The sequence below is a fragment of the Bradyrhizobium sp. STM 3843 genome (genome assembly GCF_000239815.1).
Lineage (GTDB): Bacteria > Pseudomonadota > Alphaproteobacteria > Rhizobiales > Xanthobacteraceae > Bradyrhizobium.
Genome location: NZ_CAFK01000031.1, coordinates 1 through 13,274, shown reverse-complemented (window position 1 = coordinate 13,274; position 13,274 = coordinate 1). Strand labels below are relative to the sequence as shown.

Below are 13,274 nucleotides of genomic sequence, written 5' to 3'. Positions count from 1 at the left end.
GCGATCTCGACGTGGCGACCTGATCTACCTTTATGAGTACACAAGGTGGATGAGGCCTCGATGTCACAGTCAATATACTCTCAAATGTTTGACCATGTCGCAACACAAATGCGTTGTTTTTGCGTAATTTAGCTTTGAAAGCTTGTGCGGCGCAGCGGCTGCTGACTCACAGAAACGTGCTTGCGCGGCGCAACACTGTGACCAATGATGCCTTACGAAAACATCAACCGTCGCGCTCGCGCTGGAGTGTCTCAATGAATGCGTCATCAGTGACCGAAAAGGTGCAACGACCCGGCCGCGGGCGCGTGTTCGACTCGATCGTCGAGGCGATCGGAAATACACCGATTGTGCGGCTGCGAAGATTGCCGGAGCAGCACGGCGTGAATGCCACGATCCTCGCCAAGCTCGAGTACTTCAATCCGGCTGCGAGCGTGAAGGATCGCATCGGCGCGGCGATGATCATCGCCATGGAGAAGGCCGGCGTCATCAATCAGGACAGCGTGCTGATCGAGCCGACCTCCGGGAATACCGGAATAGCGCTTGCGTTCGTTGCGGCATCACGCGGCTACCGGCTCAAGCTCGTGATGCCGGAATCGATGTCGATCGAGCGGCGCAAGATGCTCGCCTACCTCGGCGCCGAGCTTGTCCTGACGCCGGCAGCACAGGGGATGAAGGGGGCGATCGCGACTGCCGAGGAGTTGCTGCGAACCACTCCGAACTCGGCGATGCCGCAGCAGTTCAAGAACCTCGCCAATCCCGAAATTCATCGCCGCACCACCGCGGAGGAAATCTGGAACGACACCGACGGCAATATCGACGTGTTCGTCGCCGGTGTTGGCACCGGCGGCACCATCACCGGTGTCGGCCAGGTGCTCAAACCGCGCAAGCCGTCGCTAAAGGTGGTCGCCGTCGAGCCGGAGGAAAGCCCCGTGCTCTCGGGCGGGACGCATTCTCCGCACAAGATCCAGGGCATCGGTGCAGGCTTCGTGCCCGACGTTCTCGATCGCTCGGTGATCGATGAGATCGTGAAGATCAACAGCGCCACCGCGATCGAGACCTCGCGCGCGCTGGCGCGCAATGAAGGTATTCCCGGCGGCATCTCCTCTGGCGCGGCGATCGCGGCGGCACTCGAGATCGGCAAGCGGCCGGAGAGCGCGGGCAAGACGATACTTGCGATCGTGCCGTCGTTCTCGGAGCGCTATCTGTCGACCGCCTTGTTCGAAGGGATCTAGATCATGGCCGACCAGCCCCGCCGTCCAAGAACGCTCGCCGACGCCCGCACCGAGGCGGAAGCCGCCTTCAAGAAAGTCACGGCCAAGCCGGTCGAGGCACCGCCGAAAAAGGCGGCCATCCCCGGCGTCAAGGAGCAGGTGACCTTGCGGATCGATCAGGACGTGCTCGAGCATTTCCAGGCCGACGGTCCCGGCTGGCAGGACCGCATGAATGCGGCGCTGCGCAAGGCGGCTGGGCTGTAACGCGCATGCGCAAACGGCAAAAAGGCTCGGACGGCATGGCCCGAGCTTTTTCGCTATTGCCTCCGAGCAGCGACTACCTGCGCAATGCGCCGCCGAGCACGCCGCCCATCATGCCGCCGATGAAGGCGGCGCCGGCAGCATTGCCGGCATTGTCCGGCGGCGGGTTGCGGTAGACCGGCGCGCCGCTCGGCGGTGGAGCGCTGCCCGTTGCCACATTGCCGCTGGGCTTGGCGGCGCGGCGGAGCCTGGTGCCGTCCTCACCCACCGAAGCCGCAGCCGGCGCGGGTTGGGCCTCAGCCAGCAGCGCCTTGTGCTGCAGCTTGGTCAGATAACCGCTCGAGGGATAGCCGCGTGCGGCCTGCCAGCGCTTGATGACACTCCGGGTCTCGTCGTCGAAGATGCCGGTCATCTTGTTGTCGAAGCCGAGCCCGGTGAGCCGACGCTGTACGTCGCGCCGCTTGGCCTTGTCGAGACCGATCTGGTCCTCGCTGACCTGGGTGCCTTCCTCGGTGAACACGGCGGGGTCGACACCCTTGGCAACGGCGCGTGTGGCGTTGTTGGCGGTCCCGCTGTCGATCGATGCGATGCGAGCCAGTGCCAGACTCTTGAACTGCCCGTTCGGATAGGCGGAGAGATAGGCGTTGAGCTCTTCCGGCCTGTTGGAGTCTTTGACCGAGCGCCAGAATTCGAGCTCGGCCTCGCCTGCCGACGAAGCGGCAGCATTGGCTGGACTGTTGGCCGGGATCGTGGCTGTCGTCGCCGGAGGTGTTGCGCTGGGATTGAGATAAACCGCGCCGATCAGGTTGGTGTGGCCCCAAGGCAATTGGCCCTTGTTGGTCTCTTCGTTGACCTGGGCGCGCACCGCCGTCATCGCCTGCTGGATCTCGACGCCGGGCTGGGCGATATGGGCGATCAGGGCGCGGGTGAACGGGCTGTTGGCGCCGGCTTCACCGTCGAGCGCGGTCTGGCCGGGACCCGTGGCGAAGGCGATCAGGGTGCCTTCGCCAGACTTCATCTCCGCAAGGCCAGCCTGGACCGAGACGCTGCGGGTCGGCGAGTTCGACTTGATCTTGGCCGCGAAGGGATTGTCGCGGCAAGCGTCGAGGAATACCAGCTTGACCTTGGCATCGCCCATCGTCTGATCGAGCGTCACGTCGATGTTGATAGCCGAGCCCAGCTTCACGTCCATTTCGGATTTCAGGTCGGCATCGACGGGCAGCAGGTAGTTGCTGCCGGAGATCGCAATGCCGTGGCCTGCGTAGTAGAACACTGCGATGTCGGCACCCTGCGCCTTGCGGCCGAAATCGAGCAGCTTCTCGGTCATCTTGTCGCGGGTGAGGTTGGTACCTTCCACCACATCGAACCCGACATTGCGCAATGTCGCGGCCATGGCCTTGGCATCGACCGGCGGGTTCGGCAGCTGCGCGACGTTCCTGTAGGCACCATTGCCGACCACGAAGGCGACACGGCGATCCGCCTTGGCGGCGTTTGCCGTCAGCGCCATGCAGAACAGCGACAGACCGATGGTGAGATAACGCATCCGAACATCCCCCATGAGCAGCGAAATGATCACTGCGACATTAGTCGCGGCTGACGAGAAAAGGTCTTGATCCCGATGCAAAAAAGCCGCCTCGGGCGCAGGTTTTTCTGGGACTGTTGCGCGATGCCAACGCATCGCGCACGTGTGACTTGCGTGATCACATCACATTCTGACCCAGGATCGACCGGCCGAAGGCGACCGAGAGAGGTCTGACGTCAGCTCCGGGCGCCCACGGCGACCGGCTGCGCGGGGCGCAGGTTGAGCAGGTTGCCGCCGAGAATCAGGGCTGCACCCAATACGGTGAACGCATCCAACCGCTCGGAGTAGAGCAGCCAGCCGGCGGTGGCCGTCAGCGGCACGCGCAGAAAATCCATCGGCACCACGATGGTCGCGTCGGCATAGAGCATCGCGCGCGCCATGCAGAAATGCGAGAATGTGCCGCAGAACGCGATCACGACAATCCAGCCCCAGACACTGCCCGAGGGCCAGCTCCAGAACGCGACCGACGGCACCAAGCCTGCGACGGCTTGGATGGACAGCATCCAGACCAGGATCGAGACGGTGGCTTCGGTGCGGGTGAGCGACTTCACCAGCACGATGGAGATGCCGAAGCCGACCGCGGCCCCCAGCGCAATCAGCTGGCCCGGATTGATGGCGCCTGTCGCGGGACGGACGATCACGAGGACCCCGATCAGGCCGAGCGCAATGGCCAGGAGCTTGAACGGCGTGATGCGCTCGCCGAGAAAGCTCGCCGCCAGCAGCGCGGTCCAGATCGGCATGGTGAATTCAATGGCCACGACCTGGCCCAGCGGGATCAGCGTCAGCGCGAAAAACCAGCCGAGCTGCGCCACATAATGAATGAGATTGCGCGCGATGTGCTGCGGCAGCCGCTTGGTCCGCAACACCTTGGGGCCGCCGCTCAGCCAGACCACCGGGGATAACATTGCGAGCCCGAGCAGGCAGCGCAGCTCCATCAGCTCGAACAGGTTGAGGTCGCGCAGCGCCTCGCGCCCGGCGACCGCCATCACCAGCATCAGGCTGAGCCAGCCCGCCATCCACAGGGCGGCCATCGTCTTGGAAGCGGGTTTGTGCATTGGCGGGAGGGGAGGTGACTGCCTCAAACGAGGGCAGGGCTGTATCGCCTCCCAGGTGCAGCTTTGCAAACGAAATCGACAATTGCACCATCATCAGGCGAGGCGCGGAACTCCTCAGGGTGCAACAAAATCGTGGAGCGCTGGCGTGTTCCGTCCTAAACGGCGGTCCTCAAGCAACTCGAAGTGAGATCACGCCATGTCCGACCGTCCCACCTCCGCAGATTTTCTCACGGCGTTCGCGACCGGCTGGCCCGAACAGGAGCCGCATTTGATGGTGTTGTCGCTGACCACGCACAAAGGCGTGCAGGATTTTGCCATGACCAAGGAGCAGGCGCTGTTGATTGCGAAGACGATCAAGCAGACCGCGGCGCAGCTCGTCCCGCCCAAGCCGGGGACCCCGCGCCGCGGCTAAACGACACTCAGCGTGACAGTGAGATATTGGCGCCGCGGAACTGGCTATCGGCCCGGATCGAGACCGACTGCCGGTTCCCGCGGGTCGAGAGCGCAATATTGGCGTTGAAGCCGGCTGCACTTGCCGCCAGCTGGAAATTGCCGCCGCCGCCGCGGCCCTGCAGCACACCAGTGATGCCACGGCTGGACTCGCTCCAGCTGCCGGAGATCGCCGAGCCCTGGGCAACGACATTGCCTGAGAGGTTGAACTTGTAGGCGTCGCTGGCGCAGGTCAGTGACAGATTCATGTTCGGACCGGACACGGCATAGATCGCGCGGCAGCGGATTCGTTCCGTCGAACCATCCTCGAGGGCGACCGTGCCGGAGCCATGCCAGCTGCCGGCCATTCCGGCGAAAGGGCCGGATTGGGCGTAACCGGGCGCACCGACGCCCAACGCCCCAAACAATACGGCGGCTGCCACAACCCGCCGAACCATCTTCGAATGAGAATAACGTCTCTTACATCCGCGACGCCTGCCAGCGACCGCTGCAGGGAATTCCTGCTGAAGCTCCATTCCACTTGCCCGAACCGGAGTTGCCGCTGAGCTGACCATTCGCATATGCACCGTTGATCGAGACCTTCACCAGGCCTTCGCGCCCAATCGAACCGGACACATTGGCGCCTGGCGCCGAAATCTTACCGTCGGCAACCGTCAAGGTCGAGCTTGCAGACGGCTCGCAGCTGCCGCTGTTGGTGACGATTGTAACCTGCCACTGTCCGTCATAGGGCGTCTGGGCGAGGGCAGGGGCAGCAGCGCCGCCCGCCAAAATTGCCGCGAGAAGAGCCATTCCAATGCGGTTGTGACGCATGAATCAATTCCTCAAATGTGGGTGATGGCCTAGGTTTATTTGGAAGAAATGTGACGAAAATTTGCCGCAGCGCGATATCTTGAAATTTCCGAGTAATACCAAATAGATAAAGGTTAATTCCAATTCGGGGAGGGAGCCGGCGCGGCAGCGCGGCGGCCGAGATCGCAGGATTTGAGGCCGGCTGCCGGCCACTTGTCCTGGAATTGCAGTGACGAGGCCCGCTCGGCTCGTCAAGCCGTTGAGCAGCGAGCTGCCGTCACTGGGGCGGGAGGCTCGGCGCCTTGGTGGCGAACTGCTCATCCTGGGGCTTGGCGGGGATGGTGCCATGCGCGTTGGCGTAGTCGATGACCTCGCCAAGCAGCTTCAAGCCAAGCGGTGCCAGTGCACGCTCCCACAACTCGCGTGCCGTCTCGCCTTTCTTGACGAAGCACCATTCCTGGGCGGCAATCGCGCCCGCATCCATGCGCTCGGCGAGGTGATAGATCGTGCCGCCCGCGATCGCGTCCCCCTCCTTGATGGTCCATTCGACGGCGGCCTTGCCGCGATGGCGCGGCAGCAGCGAGGGATGGTAGCCAATGCCGCCAAACTTGGCGGCTCTGACCGCCGCCTGCGCCACGCGCGCATGACTGTGTGCCGTGACGATCAGATCGGTGCCAGCAGCGATTTCCTGCGGCGTCACCAGTTTGGGATCGGCCTGGACCACGACCTCGATGCCCGCGGCCCGGGCCGCGGCGGCCAGGCGATCCTCGCCATCGTGGACGACCACGCGGGCAATCTCGACGGCCTTGTCGCGCAGCATGTTCAGTGTGGCCACACCGAAATGTCGGGAGCCGACGAGGGTGATACGCATGGCTGGAGTGTCTTCCGAGGTTGGATTCAGGGGCGGGCCAAAAGGGTTGGACTGCGGCGATATTGGGTCAAACCAATCCTGGACGCGCCGGTCAAGCGGCTCGTGGTCTTTCATCACAGCTCTGGCGCCGCGCAAAGGTTGCAAGTCGCGCCAAAATCGAAATTGTGCTGCAGGAAGCGGCAGTTCGGCCGGGTGGCGGAGCTGGCCACGATCGGCTCAAGCTCGCGCGGCGGAGGACTGCGCAGGCTTGCTCTACGTAGCCCTACGGCCACGTTGCGTCAGTTCCTCAAGACAGTTCGTTAAAATGTTGAGGCTAATATCAAAACGCCGCCTCCGCCGAGCGGCCGAATAGCCGGGTGCCCGCTCCTCCACATGTCCCTGGAGCCTGTGCACCCGGTTATTTGCCGGCCCGGATTGCGCGCTTACGAAGGCTCACGATCCGGCCCGAGCGCCTCCTGGAGGGGCCCGAGGAACTTCTCGTATCGACGCCAGCTTCCGACCGCGCGGCGATAGAGCGGCTCGCGCACCTGCATCAGGCTTGCCGTGCGGACCGCGCGCTGCGTGCTGTGGAAATCACGGCAGCCATCTTCCCAGTCCAGGCCGCAATGGGCCAGCACGCCGCGCGAAGCTCCCTCGAGATCGTCGACCAGATCCTCGTACTGGACATCCGTCAAGACGCCTGGCGGCAGCACCTTGTGCCAATGCGCCATCACCGCCTCGTAGCCCCGGTAGTAGTGCCCGAGCTCGGCCAGATCATAGGCGAACGGCTGACTGCCGGTGAACAGCAGCGAGTAGCAGGAGATGCAGGTGTCCAGCGGGTCGCGCTTGACATTGATGATCCGGGCATTCGGAAGCGCGGCATGGATCAGCCCCACGAACAGGAAATTGAGCGGCATCTTGTCGACGATCCGCTCGGCCTCGGGCGCCAGCGCACGCACCCGGGCCGTGTAGTCTTGTCCCAGCTGCGTCATCTGCTCCGGCGGAAGCAAATTGATCAGCTCGGGATAGGCCGGTAGGACGCGCTGGCGCTTGGCGCAGTCTCCGATCAGATCCTTGAAGGTCTCGAGTTCGCCGGCACCGAACACCTTGGAATGGCTGGCCAGCACCTGCTCCATCAGCGTCGTACCTGAGCGCGGCATGCCGACGATGAAGATCGGAGACCACGATGTATCCCCATGTCCCGCGACCGACTGGAAGAACTCCGGCGTGAACTTGGCGGCGACATTTTTCATCATCGCCAGTCGCTGCGCCTCGTCATACTCGAACGTCTTCCGCTTCAGCGCATTGCCCTTCTGCAGATGCGTAAACGCGATGTCATAGTCCTTGAGGTCGGCAAGCGCCTTGCCCATCGCAAAATGCGCCGCGATCTGCTTCTCCTCGTCGAGCAGATCGACGTGTCCGAGCAGGCTCTGCAAGCCGGGTAGGCGACGGTCGCCGGGCTTGAACTTCTCCATGTTCGCGAGGTTCAGGTGGATCGGGGCTTCGTCCGGCGACAGCTCGAGCGCGCGTTCGAACGCCGCGGTCGCCTCCTCGAACTGGCCGAGCGCCTGATAGGCGACACCGAGATTGTTATAGGAACCGAAGCGGTCCGGCTTGATCTTCAGCGCGAGCAGATTTTGCTCGATCGATTCCTCCAGGCGATTGAGCTCGAGCAGCGCGTTGCCGAGATTGCCATAGGCATCGGCATAGTCCGGCTTGCTCGCAATCGCCCTTCGATAATGCTCGATACCGCGCTCGGCATGGCCTTGCCGCAACAGGACATTGGCGATGTTGTTGTGGGTCTCGGCATGTTGCGGACTGTAGTCGAGAACCTTCAGGTAGCATTTCGCCGCCTCGATGTCCTTGCCGGCGGCATAGTGCAGGTTGCCGAGCGCAAAATGCGCGTCGAGGTGCTGCGGCTTGAGCTCGATGGCCCGTTTCAGCATCGCCATCGCTTCGTCGTGATTGCCCTGGCTCTGCAGCGCCATGGCATAAGCGTAGATGATCCCGGGATGATCCGGAGCGAGCGTCAGCGCCTTGAGATAGTAGCCGACCGCCGCCTCGAACCGACCGGCCGCGGCTTCGACCGCGCCGAGGCTGCCGTGAGCTTCGGCGGAGCGATCATCGATGGCCACGGCTTTCAGGAAATGCTGCCTGGCCTCATCCAGTCGATTGGCCTGGGTGCAGATGGTGCCGAGGCCGACCAGCGCGCCGAAATGATCAGGCTGGCTTGCCAGGATGAAGCTGAAGAGCTTCTCAGCGTCGTCGTGATCGCCGCGCCGCTGCAGCTTCTTGGCTACCGTGAAGGCGCGCTCGGCTTCAGCTTTCAGGGCGCCTTGCGCGGCGACGAGATCGATGGGACGGGCGCGGTTCGGCTCGGTGACGACCGGGGCCACAAGGTTGCTAGGGGCGGCCCGGCCGGTTGCGTCTTGTTGGGTGGCCGCGACCAGGTCGGTGAGTACGACACGGGGGCCGAGTGCTTCCAGCAGCGGCTTCAGCCGGTCGCCGTAAAGACGCCAGCGCCCGACCGAACCGGCGAAGAGCGGCTGTCGAACCTGAACCAGGCTCGCAGTGTTCACCGGCCGTTCGGTTTCGTGGAACGACAGACACTTATCATCCCAGTCGAGACCGCAATGGGCGACGATCCGGTGGGCCTCGGACTCGAGGTCGCGCACCACGTTCTCGTAGCTCACCTCCAGCATGACGCCGTCCGGCAGCACCGCGCGCCAGTGGTCCATCAACGCGTCATAGGCGCGGTAGTAGCGTCCGAGCTCGGCGAGATCGTAGGCAAACGGTTGAGGTTCGGCGAACAGAAGGGAGTAACAGGACAGGCACGTGTCGATCGGATTGCGTCTGACGTGGATGATCTTAGCGTTCGGCAGCGCGAGATGGATCAGGCCTGCGAACAGGAAGTTCGACGGCATCTTGTCGACGATGCGCTCGGCGGCTGCTTCCGATCCGGCGAAGCGCGACAGGTAGGCTTTCCCGAGTTCGCGCAGATCTTCGTCCGGCATCTTGGCCAGCATCTCGGGATAGTCGCCGCGCCCGCCACCGGTATAGGCCTCCGCAGCGGCGGCGAAATAATTGACCTCACCGGCGCCGTGTACGGCCGGATGGCTCGCCAGGATCTGCTCGATCAGGCTGGTGCCCGAACGCGGCATGCCGATGACGAAGACAGGCCGGTTCGACGGCTCGCCGCCCTTGGAGCGTTGCGCGATCACGTCCTTGTTGAAGACGCTGCGGATGCGCTCCAGCTGCTGCAGGGTCTTGGTCTCGTCGTAACTGAGGCGCTGACGCTCGAGACGGTTGCCGGCGTGGAGATGGAAGAGGGAGCGTTCGCCGTCCTTGACGTCGGCATAGGCGCGGCCCAGCGTGAAGTGCAGGGCGATGCGCTCGCCGTCCGTGAGGCTTTCCTCGCGCCGCGCCAGATCCTGCAGATAGGGCCAGCGTGCATCGCCGTCCGTGAAGCGCTTGATGGCCGCGTAGTTGAGATGGACGCCGGCATTTTGCGGCGCGATCTTGAGCGCGGCCTCATAGGCGGCCGCCGCCTCGTCGAGCCGGCCGGTGACCATCAACACGCTGGCGAGATGATTGAATGTCTTGGTGTCCCGGGGCGCGTGAGCGAGCGCGGCCTGATAGCTCGCGACGGCATCATCGTATCGGTTCATCGCCCGCAGCGCATCAGCGCGATTGCGATGGGCATCGGCGTAGCCGGGATGCTGGCGGATTGCCTCATCATAATGCGCGAGCGCTTGCTGATGCTTGCCTTGGGACTGCAGCGCATTGGCCAGATTGTTATGCGCTTCAGGGAAGGCAGGGCGGGCCGCCAGGGCGCGTTCATAGTGGAAGACGGCCGCGAGCCCGCTGTTCATCTGCAGATACAGATTGCCGAGATTATAGTGCGCGTCGGCCAACTGAGGGCTCAATGCGAGCGCTTGCTGGAAGCTGCGGATCGCCGCATCGAGCTGACCGGTCGCATGATAACAGCCGCCCAGATTGAGCAGCAGGGTCGGCGCCTGCGGATTGATGGACAGCGCATGCTGATACTGCGCGATCGCGTCTTGATGACGGCCAAGTTGCCGACAGGCATCGCCAAGCCCGGCAAAGGCGGCCGCAAAATTCGGCCTGACCGCGATGGCGGCTCCATGATGGGCGATGGCGCGCTCGAACTGTCCGAGTAGCTGGTAGCAGATGCCAAGGCTCTGGTGCGCGTCGGCGTTCTTGTCGTCGCTCGCAATGGCCCGCTCGAAATGCGGAACGGCATTCGCGACATCGCCGACGCTGCACAGCGCATGACCCAAGAGAAGGTGCGGCTCGGCACCGTCGAGGCCGAGTTCGATCGCGCGCTGGTAATGCAGTCTGGCTTTGTCGATGTCGCCGAGACCCGCGAAGGCCTTGCCCACCATCAGATGTGCGTCGGCGGATTGGTCGGCGAGATCTGCGGCCTGGGCGAGCAGCTTCTGAGCTTCGTCCGTGTCGCCGCGCTGGACGCGGACCATGGCCAGGCTGCAGAGCGTTCGGAAGTGGCGTGGCTGTACGGCAAGGAGCTGCCGAAACGCCTGCTCCGTCGCTTGCAACGTGCTTTCTTCGACGGCCGGGCTGATCGAAGGCGAGGACGCCGGCGACGTCGAAACCAGACGCGGACGGAAAGCGACGGCATGTTCGGTCATGAGAAAGACTTGCTCAGAGGTTGGACGCGAACCGTTGTCAGGACAGAATTGAGCGAAACGGAGGCTTCACGCGAGCTTCGGTGTGGCGAGGCGTTAGAACCGTTCGCAAGCTCACACGGTGGTCGGAAATTTGCCGGGACCGTCGCGAAGTTGTGTCGAGCGGGCCCGCAACAGCATCGGGCGATCAGACCAGACACAAAGAAGCCGGCGCAGAACTTACCGTTCTGCGCCGGCTGATTGTGGGAATGCAGGCGGGGCGTCAGCCCCACATATGGGTCATGGCTTGATGATGAGACATGTCGGCCTGCTGGCTCGCCGCTTGAGCAACTGCCGCGTCGTGGTGGCTGCTATGCTCGTCATGGTGATGATCGTCGTGGTGACCGCCGCAATGGTGCGAACAGCCGCCATTGTTATTGCCGCCTGACGATCCGTTCGCGCCCGAGCCCGTTCCATTGTTCGAGCCGCCCGCACCGTTGCCGTTGTTGCCACCGGCACCTGTTCCGCCGCCGGTCGTGGGAGGCGTGGTCGCCGTGCCGCCGGTGCCATTAGCGATGTTCGGGTTCGCGGTGACCGGAATGGTGCCGTGAGCCGTGCCGTGGATCGAGGTCGCAGTCGATACCGTGGTCGCGGTGCCGACATAGGTCCCGCCATTGACCGGGACGTTGTTGCCGGAGACGTCCATCGCGTCAGCCGCGAAGCCTTGGCCGGCGGCAGCGAGCATCGCCTTGTCAGCGGCGAGCGCCGCACCGGTGTCGCCGTTCAGGATGCCCTGCAGGCCCTTCACCGCATTGGCGGTATCCGCCTCGAGCGTGCCGCTGAGCAGCTCGTTGTCGAAACGACCCTGGAACACCGCGCCCTGAGCGGCATCGAAGGCGGCGCCGAAGTGCTGGTAGTTCTGGATCTGCGTAATCAGGGTCTGGCTCGCCTGCGCGCCACCGGTCGCGATCTTCTGCAGCGTCGCATTGATGGTGTTGGCCTCGGCCAGGAACGAGGCCCAGAAATTGGTCTGCGCCTGGTTGTCCTGGAACTTGGTGACCGTGCCGGTGAGCCCGCCCGGATCCTCGGCGAAGCCGCCGGCATGGCCTGCAGCTCCGTTGCCACCGGCGGCGGTGTTCAGGTTCGTATCGTTCTGAATGATATCGATAATGTCGAGCAGGTTGTCTGCGGTGCCGCGCAGCGCCGCCTGATTGCCGGTCGAGGCTGCAGCGTCGTATTTGTTGAGCTGCAGGTTGATTTGGCCGAGCGCCGTTTGCAGATGGATCGTGGTCAGCGCCGCTGCATTCGCGGTTTCGCCGGCCTCGATCTGCGCAAGCTGAGTCTTGTTGTTGAGGATGGCGGTCAGGCCCTGCGAGATCGCCGTGAGGTCATTGTTGACCTCCTGCAGGTTGCCAGCGTTGATGCCGCCGGAGGCGATATCAACCACCTTGTTGAACACCGAGCCGACGTCCTTGAGGCTATGGCCTGCGGTCGCGGCGGCCAAGGTGGCGGCATCGTCGGCGCCCGCAGGCGAAGCCTGGAAGGCGACGTCGGTCGCACCGGTATTGGCCAGGTAGGTGACGCCGTTGAGGGCAGTCGTGAGATGCGCGTCGTTGTGGATCTCTTGCAGGATCTCCTGTTGCACCGCGTGGATCGTCTGCTCAGCCGTTGCGAGAGTCGCAGCGTTGGTGATCCCGCCCGCAGCCTTCAGCAGCGTTCCCAGCTGAGCTTCGACATTGGTGAGAACGGCGGTGTCGGTCGTGTTCAGGGCAAAGGTGTGCCCACCCAGCGTGACCTGGCCAGGATTGGCCAGCATCGCCGCGATGTCGGTCTGCACCGCGGTGATATCGGCCTGATAGCTGCTCAGGAAGGTCGGCGAATTGCCGCTGCCGGCGAGGCTGAACAGGCCCAGCGAGGCGCGGACTGCATCGTTGAAGACGACGCCGGCCTGCACCAGGTCGGTCGAATGCTGGAGTGCAGATGCGCGCACCAGCAAGTTCGACGTGCCGTTGGCCAGCGCGGTCGGATTGAAGTTGATCGGATGGCCACCACTGGAGGGAGGCGTGGTCGTTGACCCGCCGGTGCCGTTGGCGATGTTCGGGTTCGCAGTGACGGGAATCGTGCCCTGCGCCAGGCCGTGCACTGAGGTCGCGGTCGAGACTGTCGTTGCGGTGCCGACATAGGTCGCGCCGCCGATTGCGATGTTGTTGCCGGAGACGTCCATCGCGTCAGCCGCGAAGCCCTGACCCGCCGCGGCGAGCATCGCCTTGTCGGCGGCGAGCGCCGCGCCGGTGTCGCCGTTCAGAATGCCCTGCAGGCCCTTCACCGCGGCTGCCGTATCCGCCTCGAGCGTGCCACTGAGCAGCTCGTTGTCGAACCGACCCTGGAACACCGCGCCCTGTGCGGCATCGAAGGCAGCACCGAAGTGTT

9 protein-coding genes and 1 pseudogene are annotated in these 13,274 nt (G+C 63.8%); 3 read left to right on the top strand and 7 right to left on the bottom strand.

From position 1 onward, the window contains the following. The first annotated feature begins 254 nt into the window (after positions 1 to 254). A complete protein-coding gene (gene cysK / locus BRAS3843_RS04535; RefSeq protein WP_008967556.1) occupies positions 255 to 1,232 on the top strand; it encodes a cysteine synthase A in 978 nt (325 codons plus the stop codon). A gap of 3 nt (positions 1,233 to 1,235) precedes the next feature. After that, positions 1,236 to 1,475, top strand: a complete 240-nt coding sequence (locus BRAS3843_RS04530; RefSeq protein WP_008967555.1) for a BrnA antitoxin family protein — start codon at positions 1,236 to 1,238, stop codon at positions 1,473 to 1,475. 73 nt (positions 1,476 to 1,548) lie between these two features. Here the strand turns inward: BRAS3843_RS04530 and BRAS3843_RS04525 are convergent, their stop codons facing one another. Together BRAS3843_RS04525 and BRAS3843_RS04520 are read right to left on the bottom strand one after the other, a co-directional pair. Beyond that, on the bottom strand, positions 1,549 to 3,015 hold the full coding sequence (locus BRAS3843_RS04525; protein ID WP_008967554.1) for a caspase family protein: 1,467 nt from the start codon (positions 3,013 to 3,015) through the stop codon (positions 1,549 to 1,551). A gap of 215 nt (positions 3,016 to 3,230) precedes the next feature. Continuing rightward, positions 3,231 to 4,109 carry a DMT family transporter gene (locus tag BRAS3843_RS04520; RefSeq protein ID WP_008967553.1) on the bottom strand — a complete coding sequence of 293 codons (879 nt, stop codon included), beginning with the start codon at positions 4,107 to 4,109 and terminating at the stop codon, positions 3,231 to 3,233. 196 nt (positions 4,110 to 4,305) lie between these two features. On the opposite strand from BRAS3843_RS04520, the gene BRAS3843_RS04515 reads away from it, so the two are divergent. Further along, on the top strand, positions 4,306 to 4,521 hold the full coding sequence (locus BRAS3843_RS04515; protein ID WP_008967552.1) for a hypothetical protein: 216 nt from the start codon (positions 4,306 to 4,308) through the stop codon (positions 4,519 to 4,521). Between the two features lie 7 nt (positions 4,522 to 4,528). Here the strand turns inward: BRAS3843_RS04515 and BRAS3843_RS04510 are convergent, their stop codons facing one another. From BRAS3843_RS04510 to BRAS3843_RS04490, 5 genes and pseudogenes are all read right to left on the bottom strand, one after another. Then, complete coding sequence (locus BRAS3843_RS04510) at positions 4,529 to 5,074, bottom strand: hypothetical protein (RefSeq protein ID WP_035980822.1); 546 nt, start codon at positions 5,072 to 5,074, stop codon at positions 4,529 to 4,531. Further along, positions 5,019 to 5,369 carry a hypothetical protein gene (locus BRAS3843_RS04505; protein ID WP_008967550.1) on the bottom strand — a complete coding sequence of 117 codons (351 nt, stop codon included), beginning with the start codon at positions 5,367 to 5,369 and terminating at the stop codon, positions 5,019 to 5,021. Before BRAS3843_RS04505 ends, BRAS3843_RS04510 begins: the two co-directional genes overlap by 56 nt. A 256-nt stretch (positions 5,370 to 5,625) precedes the next feature. Next, the gene (locus BRAS3843_RS04500; RefSeq protein ID WP_008967549.1) at positions 5,626 to 6,219 is read right to left on the bottom strand and encodes a formyltransferase family protein; all 594 of its coding nucleotides are present in this window, start codon (positions 6,217 to 6,219) and stop codon (positions 5,626 to 5,628) included. A 422-nt stretch (positions 6,220 to 6,641) separates the two neighbouring features. Continuing rightward, positions 6,642 to 10,868, bottom strand: coding sequence for a tetratricopeptide repeat-containing sulfotransferase family protein (locus BRAS3843_RS04495; RefSeq protein ID WP_008967548.1), 4,227 nt, complete (start codon positions 10,866 to 10,868; stop codon positions 6,642 to 6,644). Between the two features lie 259 nt (positions 10,869 to 11,127). Next, positions 11,128 to 13,274 (bottom strand): annotated as a pseudogene (locus BRAS3843_RS04490) (hypothetical protein); the annotation flags it as partial.